This is a genomic window from Candidatus Poriferisocius sp. (genome assembly GCF_965219775.1).
Classification (GTDB): domain Bacteria; phylum Actinomycetota; class Acidimicrobiia; order Acidimicrobiales; family Bin134; genus Poriferisocius.
Genome location: NZ_OZ244793.1, coordinates 2,839,280 through 2,864,986, shown reverse-complemented (window position 1 = coordinate 2,864,986; position 25,707 = coordinate 2,839,280). Strand labels below are relative to the sequence as shown.

At 66.8% G+C, this 25,707-nt stretch carries 24 protein-coding genes; 8 read left to right on the top strand and 16 right to left on the bottom strand.

The features are described from left to right. Positions 1 to 8: 8 nt before the first annotated feature. Positions 9 to 1,001: an NIPSNAP family protein gene (locus tag ACOQPQ_RS12935; RefSeq protein WP_420640410.1), complete on the bottom strand. Its 993-nt coding sequence runs from the start codon at positions 999 to 1,001 to the stop codon at positions 9 to 11. A 90-nt stretch (positions 1,002 to 1,091) separates the two neighbouring features. Between ACOQPQ_RS12935 and ACOQPQ_RS12930 the strand changes: the two genes are divergently transcribed. From ACOQPQ_RS12930 to ACOQPQ_RS12910, 5 genes are all read left to right on the top strand, one after another. Beyond that, on the top strand, positions 1,092 to 1,973 hold the full coding sequence (locus ACOQPQ_RS12930) for a metallophosphoesterase family protein (protein ID WP_420639834.1): 882 nt from the start codon (positions 1,092 to 1,094) through the stop codon (positions 1,971 to 1,973). Between the two features lie 52 nt (positions 1,974 to 2,025). Further along, positions 2,026 to 3,297, top strand: a complete 1,272-nt coding sequence (locus tag ACOQPQ_RS12925; protein WP_420639833.1) for a glycosyltransferase family 4 protein — start codon at positions 2,026 to 2,028, stop codon at positions 3,295 to 3,297. 41 nt (positions 3,298 to 3,338) lie between these two features. Further along, entirely contained in the window at positions 3,339 to 4,091 is a 753-nt protein-coding gene (locus tag ACOQPQ_RS12920) for a class I SAM-dependent methyltransferase (RefSeq protein ID WP_420639832.1), read from the top strand. Beyond that, complete coding sequence (locus tag ACOQPQ_RS12915) at positions 4,078 to 5,157, top strand: prenyltransferase (RefSeq protein WP_420639831.1); 1,080 nt, start codon at positions 4,078 to 4,080, stop codon at positions 5,155 to 5,157. Before ACOQPQ_RS12920 ends, ACOQPQ_RS12915 begins: the two co-directional genes overlap by 14 nt. 169 nt (positions 5,158 to 5,326) lie before the next feature. Continuing rightward, positions 5,327 to 5,830: a cache domain-containing protein gene (locus tag ACOQPQ_RS12910; protein ID WP_420639830.1), complete on the top strand. Its 504-nt coding sequence runs from the start codon at positions 5,327 to 5,329 to the stop codon at positions 5,828 to 5,830. 183 nt (positions 5,831 to 6,013) lie between these two features. On the opposite strand, the gene ACOQPQ_RS12905 is transcribed toward ACOQPQ_RS12910, so the two are convergent. Both ACOQPQ_RS12905 and ACOQPQ_RS12900 read right to left on the bottom strand, forming a co-directional pair. Next, a complete protein-coding gene (locus tag ACOQPQ_RS12905) occupies positions 6,014 to 6,745 on the bottom strand; it encodes a hypothetical protein (protein WP_420639829.1) in 732 nt (243 codons plus the stop codon). Between the two features lie 33 nt (positions 6,746 to 6,778). Continuing rightward, a complete protein-coding gene (locus tag ACOQPQ_RS12900; protein ID WP_420639828.1) occupies positions 6,779 to 7,696 on the bottom strand; it encodes a DNA cytosine methyltransferase in 918 nt (305 codons plus the stop codon). Between the two features lie 378 nt (positions 7,697 to 8,074). Between ACOQPQ_RS12900 and ACOQPQ_RS12895 the strand changes: the two genes are divergently transcribed. Continuing rightward, on the top strand, positions 8,075 to 8,521 hold the full coding sequence (locus ACOQPQ_RS12895; RefSeq protein ID WP_420639827.1) for a very short patch repair endonuclease: 447 nt from the start codon (positions 8,075 to 8,077) through the stop codon (positions 8,519 to 8,521). On the opposite strand, the gene ACOQPQ_RS12890 is transcribed toward ACOQPQ_RS12895, so the two are convergent. From ACOQPQ_RS12890 to ACOQPQ_RS12880, 3 genes are read right to left on the bottom strand one after another with little or no spacing between them, the layout of a single operon-like run. Then, positions 8,518 to 9,699 (bottom strand): DUF1214 domain-containing protein, encoded by a 1,182-nt coding sequence (locus tag ACOQPQ_RS12890; protein ID WP_420639826.1) that lies wholly within the window; start codon positions 9,697 to 9,699, stop codon positions 8,518 to 8,520. The two genes, ACOQPQ_RS12895 and ACOQPQ_RS12890, sit on opposite strands and share 4 nt — an antisense overlap. Before the next feature lie 42 nt (positions 9,700 to 9,741). Further along, on the bottom strand, positions 9,742 to 10,371 hold the full coding sequence (locus ACOQPQ_RS12885; RefSeq protein WP_420640409.1) for a class I SAM-dependent methyltransferase: 630 nt from the start codon (positions 10,369 to 10,371) through the stop codon (positions 9,742 to 9,744). Continuing rightward, positions 10,343 to 10,840 (bottom strand): GtrA family protein, encoded by a 498-nt coding sequence (locus ACOQPQ_RS12880; RefSeq protein WP_420639825.1) that lies wholly within the window; start codon positions 10,838 to 10,840, stop codon positions 10,343 to 10,345. The genes ACOQPQ_RS12885 and ACOQPQ_RS12880 overlap by 29 nt, the downstream gene beginning before the upstream one ends. Before the next feature lie 88 nt (positions 10,841 to 10,928). On the opposite strand from ACOQPQ_RS12880, the gene ACOQPQ_RS12875 reads away from it, so the two are divergent. Both ACOQPQ_RS12875 and ACOQPQ_RS12870 read left to right on the top strand, forming a co-directional pair. Next, positions 10,929 to 11,774: an acyl-CoA thioesterase gene (locus ACOQPQ_RS12875; protein WP_420639824.1), complete on the top strand. Its 846-nt coding sequence runs from the start codon at positions 10,929 to 10,931 to the stop codon at positions 11,772 to 11,774. Between the two features lie 10 nt (positions 11,775 to 11,784). Further along, positions 11,785 to 13,200, top strand: coding sequence for a PQQ-dependent sugar dehydrogenase (locus ACOQPQ_RS12870; RefSeq protein ID WP_420639823.1), 1,416 nt, complete (start codon positions 11,785 to 11,787; stop codon positions 13,198 to 13,200). A gap of 87 nt (positions 13,201 to 13,287) precedes the next feature. On the opposite strand, the gene ACOQPQ_RS12865 is transcribed toward ACOQPQ_RS12870, so the two are convergent. The 10 genes from ACOQPQ_RS12865 to nuoE form a co-directional block, all read right to left on the bottom strand. Continuing rightward, positions 13,288 to 14,781, bottom strand: coding sequence for an NADH-quinone oxidoreductase subunit N (locus tag ACOQPQ_RS12865; RefSeq protein WP_420639822.1), 1,494 nt, complete (start codon positions 14,779 to 14,781; stop codon positions 13,288 to 13,290). After that, a complete protein-coding gene (locus ACOQPQ_RS12860) occupies positions 14,781 to 16,370 on the bottom strand; it encodes an NADH-quinone oxidoreductase subunit M (RefSeq protein ID WP_420639821.1) in 1,590 nt (529 codons plus the stop codon). The genes ACOQPQ_RS12865 and ACOQPQ_RS12860 overlap by 1 nt, the downstream gene beginning before the upstream one ends. Next, complete coding sequence (gene nuoL, locus ACOQPQ_RS12855; protein ID WP_420639820.1) at positions 16,370 to 18,346, bottom strand: NADH-quinone oxidoreductase subunit L; 1,977 nt, start codon at positions 18,344 to 18,346, stop codon at positions 16,370 to 16,372. Before nuoL ends, ACOQPQ_RS12860 begins: the two co-directional genes overlap by 1 nt. A 50-nt stretch (positions 18,347 to 18,396) precedes the next feature. Further along, on the bottom strand, positions 18,397 to 18,699 hold the full coding sequence (gene nuoK / locus ACOQPQ_RS12850; protein WP_420639819.1) for an NADH-quinone oxidoreductase subunit NuoK: 303 nt from the start codon (positions 18,697 to 18,699) through the stop codon (positions 18,397 to 18,399). Continuing rightward, on the bottom strand, positions 18,699 to 19,262 hold the full coding sequence (locus ACOQPQ_RS12845; protein WP_420639818.1) for an NADH-quinone oxidoreductase subunit J: 564 nt from the start codon (positions 19,260 to 19,262) through the stop codon (positions 18,699 to 18,701). Before ACOQPQ_RS12845 ends, nuoK begins: the two co-directional genes overlap by 1 nt. Continuing rightward, the gene (nuoI, locus tag ACOQPQ_RS12840; RefSeq protein WP_420639817.1) at positions 19,262 to 19,930 is read right to left on the bottom strand and encodes an NADH-quinone oxidoreductase subunit NuoI; all 669 of its coding nucleotides are present in this window, start codon (positions 19,928 to 19,930) and stop codon (positions 19,262 to 19,264) included. The genes ACOQPQ_RS12845 and nuoI overlap by 1 nt, the downstream gene beginning before the upstream one ends. Further along, positions 19,930 to 21,156: an NADH-quinone oxidoreductase subunit NuoH gene (nuoH, locus tag ACOQPQ_RS12835; RefSeq protein WP_420639816.1), complete on the bottom strand. Its 1,227-nt coding sequence runs from the start codon at positions 21,154 to 21,156 to the stop codon at positions 19,930 to 19,932. The genes nuoI and nuoH overlap by 1 nt, the downstream gene beginning before the upstream one ends. Then, entirely contained in the window at positions 21,153 to 23,693 is a 2,541-nt protein-coding gene (locus tag ACOQPQ_RS12830; protein WP_420639815.1) for a molybdopterin-dependent oxidoreductase, read from the bottom strand. Before ACOQPQ_RS12830 ends, nuoH begins: the two co-directional genes overlap by 4 nt. Continuing rightward, entirely contained in the window at positions 23,690 to 25,024 is a 1,335-nt protein-coding gene (gene nuoF / locus ACOQPQ_RS12825; protein WP_420639814.1) for an NADH-quinone oxidoreductase subunit NuoF, read from the bottom strand. The genes ACOQPQ_RS12830 and nuoF overlap by 4 nt, the downstream gene beginning before the upstream one ends. 61 nt (positions 25,025 to 25,085) lie before the next feature. Then, complete coding sequence (nuoE, locus tag ACOQPQ_RS12820) at positions 25,086 to 25,706, bottom strand: NADH-quinone oxidoreductase subunit NuoE (RefSeq protein WP_420639813.1); 621 nt, start codon at positions 25,704 to 25,706, stop codon at positions 25,086 to 25,088. Position 25,707: the final 1 nt, after the last annotated feature.

The window sequence follows — 25,707 nt, the reverse complement described above, 5'->3', positions numbered from 1 at the left end:
CCGGTGGGCTACGGGAGTGTCGAAGGGTCGGCCGCCCGATGGAAGCGTCGGGTCCCGCCCCGCACCAGGGGCATGGCCCGGGCGACGAAGTCCTTCCAGTTCGGGTCGGCGATGGTCGTGGCCCGGAGGTCGCTGTACGCAGCCAGGGAGTCGATCCGCCAGGTGGAATGGACCTCGATCTCCAGGTACCCCTGGTCGACGGTGCGCCCGCGATGCACGAGGGGGCAGCCGCCTGCTTCCATGAACCGGTCGTAGTGCCGTTCGAGCAGGTCCACGTAGGTGTCGGCGTCGGCGGGGTCGATACGGGCGGTGATGGAGTACTGCACCGGCGTGGTGTCCGGTGGCGTCGGGGGTGACGCTTGCTGCTCTTCGGATGACAGTCCGAACGGGCACGTGAAGATCTGCAGCGAACCCACGTTGATGCCCAGACCGGCCAGACCCTCCACACTTGAGCAGGCCCTACCGTCCGAGCCGGCCAGGTAGCCCTCCAATTGGGCCGTATCGGTGAAGGCCTGCTCCCACACATGGGTCCAGGCCCGGCCCTTGGCCGACACCCACCCCACATCGTCGGCACCGAACGCCGAGCCCGCCATGCCCTGGGGTTGGGCGGCGAGGGCCTGGACGGCCGACGCGTCGGCGTCGCTGCCTGCGTTCAGCAGCAGCACCCTGCGGATGCCGCCTCGGACTTGTTGGGCGGCGTCGGCCGTGGTGTAGCGGGTGGCGTAGGTGTTCTCGGTGATGCACTCGGGGCTGTCGGGCATGACGTAGTTGTCGATGGCCCCGATGTGGTAGGGGTGCACCATGTAGGGGCCGGAGTAGCTGGCCTCGTCCACAAAGGTGTTTTCCCAGACCACGGTGCCCGCATCGTGATCCCAGCCGGCGGAGGAATCCGACAAGCCGGGGATGAAGCGATCGGCCGCGCTCAGCACGTCGATCATCTCCTGCACTCTTGCCTCGGGCACACCGGGCATCAACGGAAGCACGTAGAACCGACGGATCATGCTGGCCACGGCCCCAACGGTAGTCGAACCCGATCCGCCACCGGGAAGGGCGCCATGGCCTTGCGGCGGCGGATTTGGGATACTCGGGGTGTGTTTCGTGTCACCCAGTTTTCGGACATGCACTTCTGTACCGATCCGCAGGCCGAGTCCCGCAATACCGACGACACCTGGGATGCGGTGTTCGCCGATGCGTTCGGTTCGGATCGGCCAACCTCCGACCTGGTGGTGATCACCGGGGACATCGCGGACAACGGGACCGAGGCCGAGTACCGGAAGATCGCCGAGAAGCTGGAACGCCTCCCGGTGCCCGCCGTGATCGTGCCCGGCAACCACGATCGTCAGGTGCCGTTTCACGCCATCCTGCCCCGACCGGGAGTGAGCAACCGGCGCACGTTGCGGGTCGGGACGTGGCTGTTCCTGTTCGCCGACTCCAATGCCGACGGAAAGGAGCGGCAACCCGACGGCTCGCTGGTGGACCGTGAGGATCGCACCCATGCCCACGGCTCCTTCGGGGATGCGGAGGTGGCGTGGATGGCCGCCACCATCGAACACAGCGATGCCGACCATGCCTTCGTGTGGACCCATCATCCGCCGGGTGCTTTCGGCTTCTTTCACAAGCCGGACCACGACGCAGAATTTGCCCGCCTGGTGGACATGGCCCCCACCATCGCCGGGGTGGGTGCCGGCCATACCCACACCAACACGATCCATGAGTGCGGGGGGCGTCCCATCCACCAGTGCCCGTCGCTTTCGGTCAACCTGAACCTGCAGGAGTTCGCCACCCTTCCTCCGGGCTACCGCACCTACGAGTTCTTCGACGACGGCACCGTCAACAGCGAGGCCCACCTGGTGGCCGAGGACCGTTGGCCGAGCGCCCCGCTTCCCGAGATCGGCCGGCGCGTGCTCACGGGCGAGATCAGCTACGAGGACATGAAGGCCCAGATGGCCGCCGAACAGGGCCCCTCGGGGTGACAAGGGGTGCTCCACTTGACCGGCGGGGCCCAGTCTTGGAATCTTGCACGTGATGGCTGAGGACGCTCGACCGCTTCGGATCGCCCTGTTGACGTATCGGGGCAAACCCCACTGCGGCGGCCAAGGGGTGTACGTCCATCAACTCAGCAAGGCGCTGGTGGACCTCGGCCACCACGTGGAGGTGCTGAGCGGGCAGCCCTACCCGGTGCTGGACGAGCGGGTCCCGCTGCATCGTCTCCCCAGTCTGGACATCTTCAACGACGCCTTTCCCGGACGGTTTCCCGGATTCTGGGAGATCAAGTCGTGGGCCGACGCCACCGAGGTGGCCTCGTTCACCACCGGTGCGTTTTCCGAACCGCTGGCCTTCTCCATCCGGGCGTGGCAGTTGCTGCGCTCCCGCCTGGGGGATTTCGATCTTGTCCACGACAACCAGTCGCTGGGCTACGGCTTGCTGGCCATCGAGCGGGCCGGGTTGCCCGTGCTGGGCACCATCCACCACCCCATCACCGTGGACCGCCAGCTCGAACTCCAGCACGCCCAAGGGGCGCTGGAGCGGCTGGGCAAGCGGCGCTGGTACTCCTTCACCCGGATGCAGGCCCGGGTGGCCCGCCGACTGCAGCGCATCATCACCGTGTCGGAGTCATCCCGGGACGACATCGCCCGCGACCAGAAAGTGCCCAAGGACCGCATGCACGTGGTGCCGGTGGGGGTGGATCCCGAGTTGTTCCGCCCCCTGCCCAGCGTGGACCGGCACCCGCAGCAGATCATCACCACCGCCAGCGCCGACGTACCCATGAAGGGCCTGCGCCATTTGCTGGAGGCGGTGGCCAAGCTGCGCACCGAACGGGACGTGCGGCTGGTGGTCATCGGCACCCCCCGTCTGGGGGGCGGGTCGGCCAAGGCCATCGACAGCCTCGGCCTGGGCCACGTGGTGGAGTTCATTTCCGGGGTGCCCGACCAGCGCATCGTGGAGTTGTACGCCACCAGTTCGGCGGCGGTGGTGCCGTCGCTCTACGAGGGATTTTCGCTGCCGGCCATCGAGGCCATGAGCGCCGGCACCCCGCTGGTGGCCACCACCGGCGGGGCGCTCCCCGAGGTGGCCGGTACCGACGGCGAGACCTGCCTGCTGGTGCCCCCCGGCGACAGCGAGGCGCTGGCCGGGGCATTGGGCCGGGTGCTGGACGACCCGGCCATGGCGGCCCGCATCGGCGCCGCCGGGCGGGAGCGGGTCATCAGCCGCTGGAGTTGGCGCCACACCGCCGAGCAGACGGTGCAGCACTATCGGGCGCTGCTGGCCGACCAGCCGCCCAGCCCGAGCCCCTAGCCCCGGCCGCCCCTGGACGATTCCGAGGCATTCGACGCACCGTGTTGACCGTTGACTATCGCCGTTTGGGCGTGCAACCGGGAGAGCGGTTGCTGGACCTGGGGTGCGGGTTCGGACGTCACGCCTACGAGGCCGCCCGGCAGGGGGCCCACGTCGTGGCCTGCGACCTGGCGGCGGTCGAATTGGCTCAGGTTCGGGCCACGCTGGCGGCCATGGACGAGGCCGGTGAGGAGTACCACGGTTCCTGCCAGGCGGTCCGGGGCGACGCCACCCGATTACCCTTCCCGGACGAATCGTTCGACCGCGTCATCGCCTCCGAGGTGCTGGAACACGTGGACTCCGACCAGGCCGCGCTGGGTGAGTTGACCAGGGTCCTGCGGCCCGGCGGGGTGCTGGCCGTGACCGTGCCCACCTGGTTTCCCGAGAAGGTGTGCTGGGCGCTGTCCGACGAGTACCACGCCCCCAAGGCGGTGGGAGGCCACGTGCGCATCTACCGCCGGGGCGATCTCCGCCGCCGCCTGCGCCGGGCCGGGCTGGCCCCCTTCTTCGGCCATCACGCCCACGCTCTGCACAGCCCCTATTGGTGGCTGCGGTGCGCGGTCGGTCCCAACCGGGACGACCACCGCCTGGTCGCGGCTTACCGGCGGCTTTTGGAATGGGATATTGTTCGCCAACCGAAAATCACCCGAATTGCCGAACGGGTCCTGAGTCCGGTGCTGGGCAAGAGCCTGGTTCTCTACAGCCGAAAGCCAGGATCGACACGTCCAGGGGAGACCGAGCATGTCGCCGCCTGAATCCCAAGACCACCAGGAGACCGAACTCGTCGGGCCTTGTGTGGCCGGCGTGTTGTCGGCATCCGAGCTGGAGGAAACAGCCGACAGCATCGCCGCCTGGCAGTTGCCCAACGGCATGATCCCCTGGTTCCCCGGCGGCCACGCCGACCCGTGGAACCACGTGGAAGCGGCCATGGCCCTCGCCGTCATGGGTCGCCGGGCCGAGGCCGAGCGGGCCTACCAGTGGCTGGTCGATCGCCAGCGCCCCGACGGCGCCTGGCACCAGTACTACCTGGCCGACAGCGTGGAGCAGGACAAGCTGGACGCTAACTGCGTGGCCTACGTGGCCACGGGGGTGTGGCACCACTTCCTGTGTACCGGCGACCGGAGTTTCCTGGAGGCGATGTGGCCGGTGGTGGAGCAGGCGGTGGACTTCGTGCTCGACCTGCAGCTCCCCCGAGGAGAGATTCGGTGGGCCCGCCACATCGACGGCACCCCCTGGTCGTTCGCCCTGTTGACCGGATCGTCCAGCATCAGCCACAGCCTGCGGGCGGCCATCGCCATCGGCGAGGAACTGGAACGTGAGCGGCCCGATTGGGAGTTGAGCGCGGCCCGTCTGGTCGACGTGATCCGCCACCAGCCCGACGCCTTTGCCCCCAAGCACCGCTGGGCCATGGACTGGTACTACCCCGTACTGGCCGGGGTGGTGACCGGAGAGGCAGGCCGGGCCGTGCTGGCCTCCCGTTACGACAGATTCGTGATGGACGGTCTCGGCGTGCGCTGCGTGTCCGACAAGCCGTGGGTCACCGCGGCGGAGACCTGCGAGTGTCTGATGGCCTACCTGAGCGTGGGCCGAAGGGACATCGCCGCCGAGATGTTCGAGTGGATTCAGGATCTGCGCGCCCCGGACGGCGCCTACTTCACCGGCATGGTCCACCCCGAGCGGACCCACTTCCCGGCGAAAGAACGCACGACCTACACCGCGGCGGCCGTGATACTGGCCGCCGACGCCCTTGCCGGCACCTCCCCCACCGCGAGCCTGTTCGCCGACCACCAAGCCCTCCCCGAACTCATCTCCATCACCTGACCCCCCGTCGAGCACGGCCGGCAGGCGATTTCCGTTGGGTGCGCGGCGACGTCGAAGCCCAATCCGTCAGTGCACAGGCCGCGCCGATCGCCTCGCGGTCGGCGACCGCCTTGCCGAAATCGCTAGTACCCTGAGCCAGTTAGGCACAGAGAACAGGATGGTGATTCGCATGCGTGGACATCGACGCCTTGCGTTCGTCGCCGCATTGGCCACGGTGGTCCTTCTGCTCGGCGGACTGACCGCGTGCGGCAACGACGATGACGGGGGGAGCACCCAACCGCCCCCCAAGACCGAGCGGGACGCGTACACCAAGTGGTTCGTGCAGCAGGCGGTTGACCGGTTTGAGCAGACCGGGCGACAGGCCTCCATTGACCACTTCAACAACGAGGCCGGTTCCGACGGTCAGTGGTACACATTCGTTCTCGATCTCAATGGCGTGGTGCTGGCCCATCCCACCGTTCCCGAGAACGTGGGCATGACCACCGGCGAAATACTCGGTGGCACCGCCGAAGCGCTGGCAACAGAAGAGGAGATGGTGACCGCCACCGAGACAGGCAAGTGGGTGGACTACCACTATCTCAACCCCCAGAGCGGGGGGTGGGAGACCAAACACACCTGGATCGTCAGACGAGACGACATCCTCATAGCCTCCGGCTGGTACGAATCCAACTAGCTCCCCCATCCACTCCTCACAGCTCCTAAACCCCAAACCACCTCAGCCCCTCCCAGGCGACGTTCTCCGTTTGGCCGGTCACGCAGATGGAGCGCGAACTAGCTGAATGAGCGATCCAGCCAAAAGCAACCCATCACAAAGATCCGAACTCGGCATCACAGAATCAATGTGTAGAGCCGCTTATCACTCGCAGATGACCCAACTATCGTCATAGTCAATTAGTGCCAGGAGATCTTCAACGCTGACTTCCTCTATCTCGTGTTCAATCCGAAAGCGACGTGCAGACTCTGGAACAGTTTCCACAATGGTGAATTGGGATCCATGTGGTTGCCAAACAAATCTCTTGGTGCCATGATGGTTATCTATCCCCTCCAGGTTATCTGACTGATTGGTGGTCCAGTAAACTCCATCCAAATCAAAGGCCGATAATTCTGTTTCAAATGCAAGGAAGGTCAGTGCATCAAAGTTCCGAACAAGCACAAACGACCTAAGTTGCGAGAACTCATTGCGAGATTGCTCGACACGTTCATTCCAAATGCGGAGCACAGCCCTCCCTGTCTGCATAATATCGGCTCTGGGGTCAGATATGCTAAATGAGTAGTCGGGGGAGTTCCTTCCAGATATGAGCCGAACACTTGTAACCGTGTATGGGTTTGGCCTCTTCACAGTCTTGATAGACCACCCGATAGACTCTTTGGCTACGTCTACGATTCCTATTGGGCTCGAGTAGTGTATCCCCTCAACAGCTTCCGCAAAAATATCGCCAAATTCATCTCCACTAATGTCTCTAGCCTTGGCCACTTTCTTGTGGACAAGCAGTCGAGCCATGGCAGTTAGTAGGCTATCTGGAATCTCTCCAATCTGGTAGGGCTCAGCATGAGCGTACCGCGCTTTGCGCAGTCTTGGCTTGTCCATGACTAGCTTACCCTACATTCATGTGCATTGTAATCAATTTAGAGCCTCCTTAACTGCGCGGATCACAGCCTGAACCATTGGAATTGGAACTGCATTCCCAGCTTGCTTGCGCACCTGGCTATCGTTGCAAATGATCTCAAAGCTATCTGGAAACCCTTGCAATCTCAATTGTTCACGAGGTGTCAACCGTCGCTCGCCATTGACCAAGAGGTAGTTGTATGAGGCTCCTGCCCTAAGTGCACAAGAATACGGGTGGCTACTAATGTTGCCTGACTTGTTCTCATGCCATATTGAGGGATAAAACTCGGCAGTATGTTTTCTATGACGACTGTCTCGGATGCGCTTACTTGCAAAATATTTGGGGTGGGGGTCTGCTTCTAGAATTTCAGACAGTGATTTCATCGCTGCTGTACCAGTTGGCCACATAAAGTCTTGATATAGTGTGTCTTTGAATCCCACAATTATGACTCTCTCACGCCTTTGGGGAAGTCCGAAGTCCAGAGCGTTGAGCACTCTCCAATCACAGACATACCCTGCATGCTCAAGTTCTAGAATTACCTTGTTTAGGGTAGCACCCTGCTCTATTGTAACAAGTTGTCTCACATTCTCTAAAACAAATGCGCTCGGTTGCTTGGCATGTAGGATTCGAATCACCTCATATATGAGAGTGCCTCGACTATCAGACATGCCTGCACGGCTTCCAATGATTGAGAAGGGCTGACATGGAAAACCGGCGAACAGTAGGTCATGGTCAGGAATCTGACTCACTTCTAATTCTGTTATGTCGCCAGCAGGCTTGACTCCAAAATTGTGTTCATACTGTCGCGCCGCATGCTTGTCAATATCACAAGCAAAGACACATGCAAGGCCCAATGAACTGGCCGCATAGTGGAATCCCCCAATACCACAGAAAAGATCAGCAAAGGTTGCGATTCTCTGCGTGTTGACCAAGGCATCCGAGGGTAGGGGTGCCGTGCTCTGAAGGGGAGCGGTAGAAGTGATCGTCATGAGTTGAAGCTGCTCACCGCTGGTGGGCTGTTGGGCATGATTGGTGACCATAACATGACTTCGTAATGATGTGGTGGACCATGGGTGCAGCACCTCCCCACTGGGGGTGCCACTGGCCGATAGTGGAGCCAGCGAGAAGCTAGCCGCCATGGGCAATAGTACCGCCGGGGGTGACAGTGGCCCCAGACTGGTACTTGCCGCTGGCTTGCTGCATGCCTCCTTAGAGACCTCCAGTCAGAGATGGGCTTGCGGGTTGCCACTGTGTTCGTTGGTAGTAGCAGCCATCGAGGCCGTCGCAAGGACTGGAGGTAGCATCACAGCGTGGGCCAGAGGAGCAGTGGTTCGTGGGCGTCGTCGGAGGCGACGCGGCGGTCGATGCAGGGGAACCGCAGCCGGGACACGAAGCCGGAACTCGCCGTTCGCTCGGCAGTGCATCGCCGAGGCCTGCGCTACCGGGTGTCCACACGCCCGCTGCCCGACTTGCGGCGGACTGCCGACCTGGTGTTTCGCAAGGCCAAGATCGCAGTGTTCGTTGACGGCTGCTACTGGCACGGTTGTCCTGAACACCACACCCAGCCATCCACGAATTCCGAGTACTGGTCGGCAAAGATCGCCGGCAACATCGCTCGCGACCGGGACACCGACGCTTGCCTCCAACAGTCAGGCTGGACTGTTCTTCGATTTTGGGAGCATGAGAATCCCGAGAAGGCGGCCAAGGCCATTGAACAGACTGTTCGCGACGCACTTGGGCAGGACTCAGCGGGTTAGCTGCGGAAGCGGTGGGATCGGGATTGGCGGCGGACGGCGATCTGTTGGGCTCGTTGGGTGGGGGTGAGGCGGACGGTGGACTCGGGGAGGTGGCGGTCGACGTCGGCCAGGGGCACGACCTGGGCCTCGGGGGTGGGCATGGTGGTGCTGAGCACCCATCGGTAGGAGATGAGGGCTTCGGAGCGGCCCTCGGTTTCGAGCCAGTTCTGGATCCCGGGATCGGCGTGGGCCACCACGATGCGGAAGCGACCGTCGGGGTCGGTGGCGATCTGGGCATTGTTCAGGCTCACCGTGCGGTTGGCGAAGTCCAGCGACTCGAACCAGGCGTAGCTGTAGACCATGAACGACCAGTAGCGGGCCTCGGGCACGTCGCAGGTGACAACCAGGGCTTCGTCGGGGCCGAGCTGGTAGGAGCAGCCCCCGTAGCCGATGGCCGCGGCCCCGCCGGGCACCGCATGGGGGCCGAAGAACACGTTGGGCGGGGCCGCCACCCGGCTCCGCTCCATCCACTGATTCCAGAACACCAGGGCGTCCTCGGCCCAGTCCAGCGCCCGTTCCAGGTTGGCCGCCAACCCGGCCGCACTCAGGGGCGCGGGACACTGCCCCTCGCTCCCCACCCGTTCGATGTGGAACCGCCCCGGTGCGTCGGCGGCCCAGTCCACGTTGTACTCCCGAATGGAGATGTGGTCGGTGTGCTCGTCGATGGGCAGCCAGTTGCCTTCGTGGGGGGTGGCACTGGCCACGAACGAGAAACTGCCGTCGGCTTCGACGGCGAAGTCCTGGTCGGATCGTTCGGCGCACATGCCCAGTTGGTTCTGGTGCATTTCCCCGTGGGGGCTCTGGATCACGAAGAGTGCCCCCGGCGGTAGCCATCCGGTGATTCGGTAGGTGTGCTCGGCGGAGACCTTGGCTCGCCAGTAGGTGTTGTCCACGTTGGGGCCACCCCAGCGCATGACATCGTCGTTGTGGCGGTACATGACCGGGAAGTCCCGGTCGGACATCTCCACTTGCTCCAGCAAGCCCTGCATGAGTAGCCGGGTCAGGTGGCGGTAGCCCTCGGCCCGATCCCCCGCCCCGGCGGGAAAGTCGTCGCCCAGCAAGCGGTCGCCGGCCGCCTCCAGACGACGGCAGAAATCCCGCCAAGCCTCGCCCGATATCAGCCGCTGCTCATGGTCCATGGGGCCACGCTAGTGGTGTGTCGCAGAGAGGCCGGGGGCGACTCAGATGCCGGGGGCCGTGCGGGTCAGCACCCGCAGGGATCCGGTGGCGGGCTGTTCGGCAAAAGCCCCCGTGCCCATGGCCCGGCAGTAGATCTCATAGGGCGGGCGGCCGCCGTCGGCCGGATCGGGAAACACGTCGTGGATGGCCAGCCGGCCCCCCACGGCCAGGTGCGGCACCCAGTGTTCGTAGTCGGCGTGGGCCGGCTCGGTGCCGTGTCCTCCGTCGATGAACAAGAAGGCCAGCGGGGTGGACCAGTTCCGGGCAATGGCCACCGAGTCGCCCACCAGGGCCACCACCCACGGCTCCAGTCCGGCCTGATGAACAGTGCGACGGAAATGGGGCAGGGTGTCGATCAAGCCCACCTCGGGGTCCACCAGGTCGGGCTCGTGCCACTCCCAGCCGGGCTGGTTCTCCTCCGAGCCCCGGTGATGATCCACGGCGAACAGCAGCCGCCCCTGGGCCCGGGCGGCGTCGCCCAGATACACCGACGACTTGCCGCAGTAGCTGCCCACCTCCAACAGCGGCCCGTCCACGTTCAACTCACACGCCGCCGCGTGCAGAGCCAACCCCTCGTCGGGGGGCATGAACCCCCGGGCGGCCTCAGCGAACGCCCGCCGACCGGGGTCCATCATCTGCCGTCTCTCGCGTGTGCTCGGCGGGGTGATCGCTCTCCTGGGGCGGTCCGAACAGGAATCGGTCGCATACCGCATACTTCACCAGCCACACCGTGCCGAACGCCCCCACCGAGGCCGCGGTGATGAACCAACCGTTGTCGGTGCGGTAGTCCACCAGGCCCACGGTGAGCGACGAAAGCGCCAGTCCGGCCACCGACACCAGCCAGAAGGGCAGCACCTCTCGCCCCCACCGGCTTCGGCCGTAGCGATCCCAGACCCACGAGCGGTTCAGGTGGTACACGGGGATGTTGGCGATCAAGAAGGCCACCAGGTTGGACACCAACCCCGACCAGCCGAACAGGTCGTAACCCACCCGCAGAATGGTCTGCCCCAACAGCACCCCCACCGCCGACGTACCGCAATAGCGCAGCAGGCGGGGCCAGTTGTCCACCACGTGGGCGCGGACCGTGACAAGAAGCGGCATGGGGAGAGATCATCGTAGCCGAGGTAGGTGCGAAATGGCCGACAGGCAAGGCCGAATCGCCCAGTGGCGGGGGTAGTATCAGTCGGTCATGCAGTCGGAAGTAGACGGTCTCATCGAGCTGTTGGATCTGGAGCCCATCGAGAAGGACATCTTCCGCGGGGTCAGCCCCCAAGAGGACCGCCAGCGGGTGTTCGGCGGCCAGGTGGCCGGCCAGGCCCTGGTGGCCGCCGCCCGCACGGTGGAGGGCCGCTCGGTCCACAGCCTCCAGGCCTACTTCCTGCGCCCCGGCGACCCGTCGGCTCCCCTGGTGTACCTGGTGGAGCGGGTGCGCGACGGCCGGTCGTTCACCACCCGTCGGGTGACCACCATTCAGCACGGCCACCCCATCTTCGCCATGTCCGCCTCCTTCCAGCGCCCGGAAGCCGGCTTCGAACACCAAACGGACATCCCCGCCGGCGTTCCCGACCCCGAGGAGATCGAACCCTTCGTGTGGCCCGGATTCCCGGTGGACGACGAAGGCCGCATGAAGCGGCCCATCGAACTGCGCTACGTGACCACGCCGCCGACCCAGCGTGGCCAACGGCGTGAGCCCCGGTTGCAGGTGTGGCTGCGGGCCACGGGAACCCTGCCCGACGATCCCGTGCTCCACACCTGCATGTTCACCTACGCCAGTGACCTCACCGTGCTCGACACCGCCACCCAGCCCCACCCGATCCGGGGCAGCGAGGTGGACATCCAGATGGCCAGCCTGGACCACGCCATGTGGTTCCACCGGCCCCTGCGCATGGACGAGTGGATCTTTCTCGACCAGGTGTCCAACTCGGCCTCCAACGCGCGGGGCCTGGCCTGGGGTACCGCGTGGAGCCGCTCCGGCGACTTGGTGGCCTCGGTGGTGCAGGAAGGCCTCATGCGACCGCTGCGGTCCGGTCCATGACGGAGCAACGATGAAGTTCTCGGTGCGAGCACTAGCCGTGCTGGTCGGCTGCTGCCTCATCGCCGTTGCCTGCGGCGGCGGGGATGACGACCGGGACGACGAGTTCGAACAAGGCACGGCCTACGCCACGGGAACAGTGGCTGCCACCGGAACCGCGACCGTCACCCCGGGGTCCACCGAGTCGGCCACCCCGTCTGCGACCGGAACGTCGAGCACGCCCGGCCCGTTGCCCGAGGACGGTACGAACGACTCCCTTTCCCTACCACCACCCACCGCGGGAACCCCACCAGACGCCGACACCCCCACCAACACAGACGGCAACGGCCAAACCGGCGAAAACACCGACCCAAGCGCCGGGCCACCGGCCATGGTGTTGACCCCGGTGATCTCTCGGCCCGACCCCATAGACCTGGTGGCCCGACCGGGAACCGGCAGCAGCCGGGGCGACCTCTACGTGGCCACCCGAGCGGGCGAGGTGTGGCTGTTGACCGCCGACCAGGACGAACCGCCCGAGTTGGTGCTGGACCTCGGCAACGCCACCAACACGGGGTGCGAAAACGGATTGCTGGACATCGCCTTCTCCGCGGACGGCTCGACGTTCTACGCCCACTACACCGATCGCTCCGGCGACACCCGCATCGTGGCCTACCCAATGAGCGGGCAGGGGATCCAGCAGGACCAGGTGCGGACCGTGCTCAGCGCTCGGCAACCGGCCTGCAACCACAACGGCGGCCAGATCACCTTCGGCCCCGACGGCTACCTCTGGGTGGGCTTGGGCGACGGCGGCGGATCCAACGACATGTTCAGCCACGGCCAGGACCGCGACAGCATTCTGGGCGCCATCCTGCGGGTTGACGTCGACACCGATGACGGTACGAATTACGTCATTCCTCCCGACAACCCCTTTGCGGACGGTGGCGGAAGGGCGGAGATCTGGGCCTACGGGGCCCGCAACCCGTGGCGATTCTCCTTCGACCGGGCCACCGACGACCTGTGGATCGCCGACGTGGGGCAGAACCGGTGGGAAGAAGTCCACGTGCTGGCCGCCGACCAAGGATGGACGCCGGGCGCCAACCTGGGCTGGCCGCTGTTCGAGGGGGAAGAGCGGTTCTCGGGCATCGCCACCCCTGACGACCTGGCCTTTCCGGTCTACGTGTACGGCCGAGACGACGGCTGTTCGATCACCGGCGGCCACGTGTACCGCGGTTCGGCCATCCCCGCCCTGGCGGGCACCTACGTATTCGGGGACTTCTGTGCGGGCCGCTTGTGGGGTCTGAACCTCGACGACGCGGGCCTGGTCACCCGAATCGAACTGGGGGTGTCGGTGCCCCAGGCCACGCTGGTCTCTTTCGCCGAGGACAACGCGGGCGAACTCTACGTGCTCAGCTTCGACGACACCGTCTACCGCCTCGACCCGAGCCCCTGACCAACCCCACCAGCCGTGGTTGCCGGATGGGGGGCGGAAGCAATCAGGGGGAGACCAGCACCGGGAGGGGTCGAGGGCGATCAGGGATCAGGGGAGGGTCAGGGCGGGGAGGGCGTCGTTGGCCAGGTTGGCGAGGGGTTCGGGGTAGACGCCGAAAGCCAGGGTGAACAGCACCACGATGGAGATGGCCACCGCCGGGCCGCGGGGGACACGCAAGCGGGGGGCGGCGGAATCGGGGGCCTCCAGGTACATGGTCACCACCAGCCGCAGGTACAAGTAGGCGGCCACCACCGCCCCCAGCATGGCGATGACCGCCAGCCAGAACGAGCGGGCGTCCACCGCGGCGGCGATCACCTCGAACTTGGCCCAAAATCCGGCGGTGAACGGGATGCCGGCCTGCGACAGCAACAGCACGGTGAACGCACCGGCCAGTGCGGGTCGGCGGGCGGCCAAGCCTCGCAGGCTGTCGATGGCGGTACCCTCGTCGCCCGGTCCGCTGACCACGGTCACCACGGCGAAGCTGCCGATGGCCATGGCCGCATAGGCGGCCAGATAGAACAGCACGCCCGCGGTGCCCTCGTCGGTGGCCGCCTGCACCCCCACCAGGATGAACCCGGCGTGGCTGATGGACGAATAGGCCAGGATGCGCTTCACGTCGGTCTGCACGATGGCCAGCACCCCGCCCACGGCCACGCTGGCCGCGGCCAGACCGAACACCACCGGCTGCCAGTCGTCGGCCCGCACCCCGAACGCCACCACGAACACCCGGGTGAGGGCCGCGAACCCGGCTGCCTTCACCCCGGCGGCCATGTAGGACACCACCGGCGACGGCGCCCCCTGGTACACGTCGGGCGTCCAGGCGTGGAACGGCACCGCCGCCACCTTGAAGCCGAAGCCCACCAGCAGCATGGCCAGACCGGCCAGCAGCAGGCCGTCGTCTCCCAACCGGTTGTCCTCCAGGAACACCGCGATGTCGGCCAAGTTGATCGACCCGGTGGCCCCGTACACCAGGGCGATGCCGTAGAGCAGGAACGCCGACGCGAACGCCCCCAACACGAAGTACTTGATGCCCGCCTCCAGCGATTCCTCCCGGCGCAGGTGCATGGCCACCAGCACGTAGACGGCCAGCGACAGAATCTCCAGGCCCAGGAACAGCACGATCAGGTTGTTGGCCGAGGCCATGGTCATGCCCCCGGCCGCCGACAGCATCAACAGCACGTAGAAGGCCGGTCCGTCCAGGCCCTCCCGCACCAGAAAGCCGTCGGCCACCAACGCCGCCAGCACCACCGTGGCGGCCAGCACAACGATCACGAACACCGAGAAGCCGTCCACCCCGATGGCACCGGCCACCGCGGAGGACGGACCATCGTCCTGTACTCGGAGCCACACCGGCACCGCGGTGGCCACCACCGCCACGCCGGTGGCCACCGTCCACGCCGAGGCGAACCACGACGGCAGTCGCCCACCGGCCAACGACACGATGGTCAACAGCACCACCGCGGCCCCGGCCATGACCACATGGGGGGTCAGACCCAACCACTCGATGTCGGGGGTCTCCACCTGAGCGAGCACCACGGCCATCAGTGGCCCTCCTCCTCGTGGTCACCGTGGTCGGCGATAAGCGAACGGAGTTCGGCGAAGCTGCCCTCGGGTCGGTCGTCCACGGTGGGCGACTCGAAGTCCTCGACCGCCTCCATGTGCTCGATCAGGGCGTTCACCGCCGGTTCCATGCGCTCGATGACCGGCTTGGGGTACACCCCGAGGAACACGATCAACCCCACCAGCGGGGCCATCACCAGCTTCTCCCGCCAGTTGAGATCGGGCGTGTCGGCGTTGGCGGCGTCGGGGGTGCCGTGGAACACCCGCTGATAGGCCCACAACAGGTACAGCGCGGCCACGATGACCCCGGCGGCGGCCACCACCGCCCACCACCGGTGGGCCACGAAGGCACCGGCCAGGATCAAGAACTCGCCCACGAAGCCGTTGAGTCCGGGCAACCCCACCGACGACAACATGACCACGGTGAACACCGCGGCCAACACCGGGGCGGCCTTCTGCAGGCCGATCAACTCGGAAATCTGCCGGGTGTGGCGGCGCTCGTAAATGAATCCCACCAACAGGAACAGCGCCCCGGTGGACAGTCCGTGGTTCACCATTTGCAGCAGGCCGCCTTCGATGCCCTCGGTGTTGATCGAGAAGACGCCGAGCACGATGAACCCCAGGTGGGCCACCGAGGAGTAGGCCACCAGCCGTTTGAGGTCGCGCTGCATGGTGGCCACCACTGCCCCGTACAGGATGCCGATCACCCCCAGGGTGAACAGCAGCGGGGCGAAGTAGCGGGAGGCCTCGGGAAACAGATACAAGCCGAAGCGGACCAGCCCGTAGGTGCCCAACTTCAACATGACCCCGGCCAGGATCACCGAACCGGCCGTGGGGGCCTCGGTGTGGGCGTCGGGCAGCCAGGTGTGTACCGGGAACATGGGTACCTTCACCGCGAAGGCCAGGAGGAACGACAAGAAGATCCAGCGGGCGGTGATGGTCGGCAACGCGCCGACGTCCTCGGCCAGCTCCAGCAGGTTGAAGGTGACGGCCTCGCCGGTGTGGCGGGCGGTGAGCAGCGCCAGGGTCAGCATTCCCACCAGCATGAGGGCCGAGCCCAGCATGGTGAACAGGAAGAACTTGGTGGCCGCGTACTTGCGGTTGTCGTGGCCCCACGACCCGATGAGGAAGTACATGGGGATGAGCACGACCTCGAAGAACAGGAAGAACAGCACCAGATCCAGCGACAGGAACACCCCGAGGCACCCGGTCTGCAGCACCAGCAGCCACACGTAGTAGGCCTTGGCGTCGTGGGGCGGGTCGCAGGCCACGATGGCCAAGGGGAACAACACGCCGGTGAGCACCACCAGGAACAGCGAGATGCCGTCCACCCCGACGTGCCAGGAGATGCCCGCCGAGTCGATCCACCCGGTGAGCTGGGTGAACTGGTAGCCGCTGTCGCCCGCGTCGAAAGCGGCCATGAGCCACAAGGTGAGCGCCCCGGTGGCCGATGAAGCAGCCACCGCAACCGGCTTGAACACCTCGGCCCGACGGTCCGACACCAAAGCGATGGCCAGCGCCCCCACCAGGGGCAAGAAGATGATGACCGGCAATACCGTCGACCCGCCCATCAGAACCCCGCCCTCGAGATGAACCAGGCCAACAGCCCCACCGCGCCGATCCCGATGCCCAGGGCATAGCTGCGCACCAGCCCGGACTGCGCCACCCGCAATCGGCTGCCCGCCCGGCGAATCACGGTGCCGGTGGCGTTGACCGCCCCGTCCACCACCCGCTCATCGAACCGGGTGATGCGCTCGAAGGCCCGGCGACCCGGTCCCCCCATGAAGTTGGTGACCGCATCGTCGATGCGCCAGGCCCGAGCCAGGAAGGGACGTTCGATCCGGGCCGGGTCCACCCGACGGCGGGCATAGACCGCGGCCCCCGCCGAAATGCCCAGGGCACTGACCACGATGGCCACCCCGGCCAGCACCCACTTGGTGCCCCCGGCGAACGCCAGGTGGGCGGCGTTGCCGAACAGGGCCGGATCCAGCCACTTCTCCAGGAAGTGCACGTCGTAAGTGAACGGCAGGTTCACCACCCCGGCCACCAGGGCCAACCCGGCCAGCACCACCAGCGGCAGGGTCATGGTCCACGGCGACTCATGGGGGTGGCGCACCGGCGCGTGTTCCTCAGCATCGGCCCCGGCGTCTCCCTGGTCCTCGGCCCCCGCCTCGACGTCGGCCTCGGCATGATCCGCGGCGTCGACCCAGCGGGGCGGACCGAAGAACGACAGCAGCACCAGGCGGGTCATGTAGAAGGCGGTGAGCACCGCCGCGATCAACAGCAGCACCCACAACAGCCGGTTCTCGTTGTAGGCGTAGGCCAGGATCTCGTCCTTCGACCAGAAGCCGGAGAACGGGGGCACCCCGGCGATGGCCAGCCAGCCCACCACGAACGTCATCGAGGTCACGGGCAGCAAGCGGAGCAGACCGCCGTAACGGCGGATGTCCTGGTCGCCGTCCATGCCGTGGATCACCGAACCGGCCCCCAGGAACAAGAGCGCCTTGAAGAAGGCGTGGGTGACCATGTGGAAGATGGCCGCGGTGTAGGCCCCGGCCCCCACGGCCACGAACATGAACCCCAGTTGGCTGACGGTGGAGTAGGCCAACACCTTCTTGATGTCGTTTTGGGCCACGGCGATGGTGGCGGCCATCAACGCGGTGCCCAGGCCCACCCACATGATGAGATCGGGCACCCAGCCGTGGGCCGCCGCGATCACCGGGTTCATGCGGATGAGCAGGTACACCCCGGCGGTGACCATGGTGGCGGCGTGGATGAGGGCCGACACCGGGGTGGGTCCGGCCATGGCGTCGGGCAACCAGATGTGCAGCGGGAACTGCGCCGACTTGCCCGCCGCCCCCACCAACAGCAGCACCACGATGGCCGACGCCGTCCCGGCGGCCACCCCGTTGGCCTCCAGGTCGAAGAAGATCTCCCCGTACTGCAGCGACCCGAAGGTCAAGAAGGCCAGGAACATGGCCACCAGGAATCCCCAGTCGCCCACCCGGTTGGTGACGAACGCCTTCTTGCCCGCCGAGGCGTTGGCCTCGTCGCCGAACCAGAAGGAGATCAGCAGGTAGGAGCACGCCCCCACGCCCTCCCAGCCCAGGAAGGTGAGGAGCAGGTTGTCGCCCAGCACCAGCATGAGCATGGAGAAGGCGAACAGGTTGAGGTAGACGAAGAACCGGGAGAAGCCCTCGTCGCCGTGCATGTAGCCGATGGAGTACAGGTGGATGAGGGCGCCCACCCCGGTCACGAACAGGGCCATGGTGATCGACAGCGGATCGGCCAGAAAGCCCACGTCCACCGCCAGCTTGCCCGCGGGCACCCACTCGAACAGGGTGACCACCGCTTGCCGCTCGTCGCCCTCGTGGCCCAACAGCCCGACGAACACCAGCACGGTGGCCGCGAACGATCCGCCCATCATGGCGGTGGCCAACCACCCCGCCCGAGGCTCGCCCAAGCGACGACCCAGCACCATCAGGCTGAGCACCCCGACCAAGGGGAAGGCGGGGATCAGCCAGACCAGATCGACCAAGGCACTCATCGGCTCTGCCCTCGGCTCTTCGGCGACGCGCTCATCTCGTCATCTCCGCATCAGCCCTTGAGCACCGAGAGATCATCGGCGGTGGCTCGGGGACGGTAGCGGTTGATGGCCACCACGATGGCCAGGCCCACCACCACCTCGGCGGCGGCCACCACCAGCACGAAGAACACCGACACCTGCCCGCCGATGTCGTCCAGTTCCCGCCCGAAGGTGATGAAGGTGAGGTTGACGGCGTTGAGCATCAGCTCCACGCACATGAACATGATCAGCGGGTTGCGCCGCACCAACAGGCCCACCGCACCGATGGTGAACAACCCGGCGGCCAGCACCAGATACCACGAGGCGGTGACCATCACCGATCCCCCGACGGGTCGCCGGCTTCGCCGTTGCGGGCCATGCGACGGGACATCACCACCGCCCCCACCACCGAGATGGTGAGCAGCGCGGCGGTGGCCTCGAAGGCGTACACGTAGTCGGTGAACAGCACGTCGGCGATCTGGCGCAGGTTGGACACTCCCGCCGCCGTCTTGTCGCCGATGGACTGCAGCACGCTCTGGTCGCCGGTGGCCCCGCTGACCGAGACGGTGAGAAAGGCCACCGCCAATCCGAAGGTGCCCAGGCCCACCAGGGCGGCCAGGGTCCGCTGCCCGGTGATGGGCTCCACCGACAGGTCCTCCAAGCGGTCGACCCCCAGCAGCATGATCACAAACAGGAACAGCACCACGATCGCCCCGGCGTACACGATGACCTGCACCGCGGCCAGGAAGTGGGCCTCCAGGTTGAGAAACAGCACGGCCATGCCGAACAGGGTCCCCACCAGGCTCAAGGCGGCATGTACCGGGTTGCGGGCCAGCACCACACCCAGCGCCCCGGCCAACACGATGACCGCGCACACGATGAAAACGGCGGTCTCCATCAGCCGTGGCCCCCGTGGTCGTCGACGGCGGGTTGACCGTGGCCGTCGCCGGGGCCCGCCGGCTCGTCGTCCGACTGTCCCCGCTCGGGGGCCCGAATGCCGTAGCCCAGCTCGGCCGACCAGGCCACCCGGCCCTCGTAGTCGGCCTGCCCCGAAGGTGCGGTGGCCCGTACCCACGCCGAGGTGTGCTCGTCGTCACCGGGGTGCCAGTCCTCCCACGGAAGCTGCTGGGGACGCCCGTCGTCGGCCACCACCAGCTCGTCCTTGGTGTAGATGGCGTCGTGGCGATTGGTGAACGAGAACTCGAACAACTTCGACTCGGTGATGGCCTCGGTGGGGCAGGCCTCCACGCACAGGTCACAGTGGATGCACCGCAGGTAGTTGATCTCGTACACGTAGCCGTAGCGCTCACCGGGCGACACCGGATCGTCGGGCGGGTTGTCGGCTCCCCGCACGTAGATGCAGCGGGCCGGACAGACCCCGGCGCACAACTCGCATCCGATGCACTTCTCCATGCCGTCCTCGTAGCGGTTCAACACATGGCGACCGTGGAAGCGCACCGGCTTGGGGCGCTTCTCGTCGGGATACTGGGTGGTGACCACCCGGCCGGATTCGGTGCCCTTCAACAGCTTGCGCAGCGTGACGGCGAAGCCTCGGAGATAGCCCATCAGGAAAATCCTCCCTGGGGGTCGAGAGCGCGCCGCTGTTGGGCACCCCGCAGGGCAAGGGCCAACAGAGCGGCCATGACCCCCATGACGGCCAGCGCCACGATGACGGTCACGCCCCGGTTCCAACCCCGGTCTCCGGCCACGTCGTAGGAGGCCAACACCAGCAGCCATCCCAGCGACAAGGGGATGAGCAGCTTCCAACCCAGGTCCATGAGTTGGTCGTAGCGGAAACGGGGCAGGGTGGCCCGCAACCACACGTAGCCGAACAGGAACAGCATCAGCTTGGCGAAGAACCACAGCACGCCCGACAACCAGCCCACCGAGGTGAAGTCAGGGCCGTTGGGGCCACCCAGAAAGAGGGTGACCACGATGGCCGACATGGTGATGGTGTTCATGAACTCGGCCAGGAAGAACAAGGCGAACCGGAGGGAGCTGTACTCGGTGTGAAAGCCCCCCACCAGCTCCTGCTCGGCCTCCACCAGGTCGAAGGGGGGCCGGTTCAGCTCGGCGGTGGCGGCAATCAGGAAGACCACCATGGGCACCACCCAGGTCACCCACAGGTTCCAGTTCCACACCGATTGGGTAGCCACGATCTCGTGGGTGGACAAGCTGCCCGTCTTCAACAGCACGGCCACCAGCGACAAACCCAGCGCCGCCTCGTAGGAGATCATCTGGGCCGAGGCCCGCACCGAGGCCAGCAGGGGATATTTGGATCCCGACGACCAGCCGGCCAACATCACCCCGTACACGGCCACCGACGACATGGCCAGCACCAACAGGATGCCCACCGGCGGGTCGGACACCTGCAGAAAGGTCTCGTGGCCGAACAGGGTGACCTGGCCGTTGCCGCCGCTGAAGTCGCCCCCCACGGGCACCACGGCGAACACCAGGAAGGCGGGCACCAGCGACAGGTAGGGGGCCAGCTTGAAGATGAGCCGGTCCGACTGGGTGGGGATCAGGTCTTCCTTGAAGAACAGCTTCACCCCGTCGGCCAACGTCTGGAAGATGCCGAACGGTCCGGCCAGGTTGGGGCCGATGCGGTTCTGCATGTCGCTGATGAGCTTGCGCTCGAACCAGATCATCAACATGACGGCCACCAGCAGCAGGGCGAAGGCCACCCCCACCTTGAGCAGGGTGATGAGCACCTCGGCCAGTCCCACCCCGCCGATGTACAGCGGGTCGAGGCCGAACACGCTCGGACCGGGAAGTATCCCACCCGCCGTCATCGGGTTTGGATCCTCACGTCGGTCACCACCCCGTCGGCAACGATGACGTCCCGCACGTCCCGGTCGGGGGCGTTGTAGGTCACCGCCGCCGTACCCCGATGCACCCCGGCGTCGGGCACCACCGGCAGGGTCAGCTCACCCGCCGGCGACACCACCTGTACCTCGGTGCCGGGCTCCACCCCGACCCGCTGGAAGTCGTAGGGGTTCACCGCGATGGACGCCCGGGGCGCCAGCACGGCCAGAGAGGGGGCGTGCTGGACCAGCGTGCCCCGGTCGAACAGGCGGCGGGCGGCCACCAATCGCAGGCTGTAGGAATCGATGGGCGGTACCGGGGTGGCGTCCGGCGGGGGGGAGAAGGCCACCGAACTGTCGGACACCACGGCGCCGTCGTCGGCCTCCACGTCGTCCACCGTCAGGTTGCGGTGCGACGGCGCCACCCGGACGATCTCGGACCACACGTCTTCGGGAGTGTCGAAGCCGAAGTCGGATCCCAACCGCCGGGCCAATTCCCCGGCGATGACCCAGTCGGGCCGGGCGGTGCCCGGCGGGGTGACGATCTGGGGCTGACAGGTGACCCGGCCCTCCAGATTGGTGTGGGTGCCCCGGCGTTCGGTGAAGCCCGCCACCGGGAACACGATGTGGGCTCGGGCCGCCGAGGGGTTGAGGAACAGGTCGGTGGCCACCACCGTGCCCACCCGGTCGAGGGCGGCCTCCGCCAGTGGCCGGTCGGGAAAGTCGCCCAGCGGGTCGGCCCCCAAGAGGATCAACACCTCGATGTTGCCGTCGGCGGCGGCCTGCAAAATGCCGCGGGCGTCGGCGCCGGGGGCGGGGGGCACCGCACCCCAGTGCTCGGCCACCGCGGGACCGCCGTCGGCCAGGGTGACCCGACCGGGCAACAGGCCGGGGGCCAGGCCCATGTCCAAGGCGCCGAACACGTTTCCCCGGTGCAGCGTGGGCAGGTAGGCCAGGCCCGGTCGTCCCCCCACGGCCAGCACCTTGGCGAATCGGGCCAACTCGGCCACCGCGTCCACGGTGGGGCCGGTGGCCTCGGCCAGCGAGGGTCGGCCCAGAATCACGGTGATGGGCCGGTCGGAGCGGTCGGCCAGGGCGGCCGCGGCGGCCACCACGTCGTCGGCGGCCACACCGCCGATGTCCCGGCCGGGAGCGGCGTCCAGGTCGCCCCCCACCAGGGCGGCGGCCACCGCGGCGGCCTCGCCCGGTCGGTGGTGCAGCCGGTGGGCGGCCAGATGACTGAGGCCCGAAGCCCGGGGCGTCACCTCGATGAGCTGTACCCCGTCGTTGACCACCGCGTGGCGCAGCCGCAGGTACAGGGTGCCCTGCTCCTCCTTGGGGTCGGGGGCCATCAGGATCACGGTGCCGCCGGGCGTACAGGCCCGATCGATGGTGGCCCGGGCCAGGCCGAGCACCACGTGCGGGGGAAGGCCGTCGTCGAGTTGGGCGTCCACGTTGTCGGTGCCGACGACCCCCTTGGCCAGTCGGGCCCAGGCGTACTGGTCCTCGTTGGTCAGGCGGGCACCCCCCAGCACGGCCACCGACGAGGGGCCCGAACCGCTCATGGCCCCGCGGATGGCGTCGGCCGCCCGGTCCAGGGCCAGGTGCCACGAGGCTTCCACCAACTCGTCGCCCTCGGGATCCGGCCGACCCAGCGATGTGCCCCGCACCAACGGGGTGCCGAGCCGAAGGTCGCCGGTCAGGGTCTCGAAGGAGAAGCGGTCCTTGTCGGTCAGCCACCCCCAGTTGACCGGGTCGCTGTCCCAACCCTGGTAGCGCAGCACCTGGTCCCGGGAGGCCTGCACCACCACCCGGTCCCCCATCGGGTTGGGGAAGGTGGAGGTCACCTCGGTGAGGTCCCAGGGACGAGCCTTGAACCGGTAGGGCACCGCGGTCAGGGCACCCACCGGGCAGATCTGCACCGTGTTGCCGCTGAAGTAGGAGGAGAAGGGCAACTCGGGGAAGGTGTTCACCTGGGTTTGGTCGCCCCGGTCTTGGAAGGTGATGAGGGGATCGCCCGCCACCTCGTCGGCAAACCGGGTGCAGCGGTCGCACAGGATGCAGCGCTCCCGGTCCAGGTACACCAGGTCGTTCACCGGGATGGGCTTCTCGAAGTGGCGCTTCTCCTCCACGAAGCGGCTCTCGCCCGGTCCGTAGGCCATGGTTTGGTCCTGGAGGGGGCACTCGCCGCCCTTGTCGCACACGGGGCAGTCCAGCGGGTGGTTGAGCAGCAGAAACTCCAACACCCCGTCCTGGGCCTTGCGGGTCTGCTCGCTGGTGGTGTCCACCACCATGCCCTCGCTCACCGCCACCATGCAGGAGGGTTGCAGGGCCGGGCCCCGCCCGGTGTCGATGTCCACGATGCACATGCGACACATGCCCACCGAGTTCATGCGGGGGTGGTAGCAGAAGTGGGGGATGTACACCCCGGCCCGCTCGGCGGCGGCGATCACCCACTCGCCGGGGGCGGCCTGCACCGGTTGACCGTTGACGGTGATGTTCACCGGGCTCTCCGACGGGCTCACGACGCCACCCCCGATCGGGGGGAGACGGTCACCGCGGTGGCCGGGAGATAGGCCTCGAACTCGTCACGGAAGCGGTGCAACGCCGAGGCGATGGGGGAAACGGCCGACGGTCCCAACGGGCAGATGGTGGTCTGACGGGGGGGCCAGCTCATGCCGGGGCTGATGTTGTCGCACACGTCGAGCAGCAGTTCCAGGTCTTGGGCCCGGCCGTGGCCGTCCAGGATGCGGCCGAGGATCTTTTCCAGCCACGAGGTGCCCTCCCGGCACGGGGTGCACTTGCCGCACGACTCCCGGGCGAAGAACCGCACCACGTTGTGACAGGCCTTGACCACGTCGGTGGTGTCGTCCATCACCACGATGGCCCCCGAGCCCAGCATGGAACCGGCCTTGTCCACCGTGGCCTTCTCCAGGGGAATGTCGAGGTGCTCCTCGAAGAACCAGGGGGCCGACGCCCCGCCCGGTATGAACGTCTTGAGGGTACGGCCTTGGTGCAGGCCACCGGCGTAGCGGTCGTCGAAGATGATGTCCCGGAAAGTGGTGGTGCCGAAGGGCACCTCGAACACGCCGGGGGAAACCACGTGCCCCGACACGGCGAACACCCGGGTGCCGGTCGAGCTCTCGGCCCCCATGGCCGCGAACGCCGCCCCGCCGTTGGTCACGATCCACGGCAGGTTGGCCAGGGTCTCCACATTGTTCACGATGGTGGGCTTGCCGTACAGGCCGATGGACGCCGGGAAGTAGGGCGGCTTCAGCCGGGGCATCCCCCGGTTGCCCTCCAGACTCTCGATGAGGGCCGTTTCCTCGCCCACGATGTAGGCCCCGGCCCCCCAGTGCAGGGTGATGTCCACCGAGAAGTCTGCGGCGCCCAGCACGTTGCGGCCCACGTAGCCGGCCTCGTAGGCCTCGTTGAGGGCGGCAGCCAGCCGCTCCTGGGCGTGGGCCATCTCGCCCCGCACGTACAAGAAGCACTGGGACAAGCCGAGGGCGTAACAGGCGATCAGGCAGCCCTCGATGAGCTGGTGGGGGTCGCGCTCCATGAGCAGCCGGTCCTTGTAGGTACCGGGCTCGGACTCGTCGCCGTTCACCACCAAATAGCGGGGCCACACGCCCGGAGGGCAGAACCCCCACTTGACCCCCGCCGGGAAGCCGGCGCCGCCCCGGCCCAACAGGCTGGCGGTGCGCACCTCCCCGTGGACCTCCGCGGGCGCCATCTCCAGCGCACGCCGCAGCCCCTGGTAGCCCCCGGTGCGCTCGTAGCCGGCCAGGGTGTGACCGTCGGCCACGTCGAAGCGGGTGGTGATGATCCGCGTCTCGGAGGTGGCGGTGGTCACCGGCACCCCCCTCGGCCCGGTCGGCAGGCCCGACGCCCCCGTCTCGCTCGTGGTCCGGCGATCACGATCCTGCCCCGTCGTCGGCGGGGTTGCGGGCCATCCAGGCCGGTTCGCCCTGCCCATCGGGGGGCGACACCCCGGCCCACCGGTGTTCGTCCACCCGCTGGCGCACCTTGGCCAGGCGACCATGAGGGGCCACCTCGGCGGTCCCGGCCCGGAGCCCGCCGACCAACTGGTCGAAGTCCTCGGGGGTGACCCGGTTGCGATAGCGGTAGTTCACCTGCAGACACGGGGCCTCGGTGCAGGCGGCGATGCACTCCACCGCTTCCAGGGTGATCTTGCCGTCGTCGGTGGTCCCGCCCGGCTTCACCCCCAGGGTGGCCTCGGCGTGGCGGATCAGTTCGGAGGCCCCCAGCAGGTGGCAGGAGATGCCGTGGCAGATGTTGACCATGTAGTCGCCCACCGGCTCCCGCTTGAGCATCTCGTAGAAACTGCAGGTGCCCATCACCTCGGCCGGGGTGATCCCCACCAACTCGGCGATGTGCGCCATGGCCTCCTCGGTGACGTAGCCGTCCTGTTCCTGGGCCAGGTGCAACAGCGGGATGAGCGCCGATCGGGCCACCGGGTACCGGTCGATGATCTGTTGGGCCACCGCCAGGTTGGCGGCGTTGAGCCGGGCCATC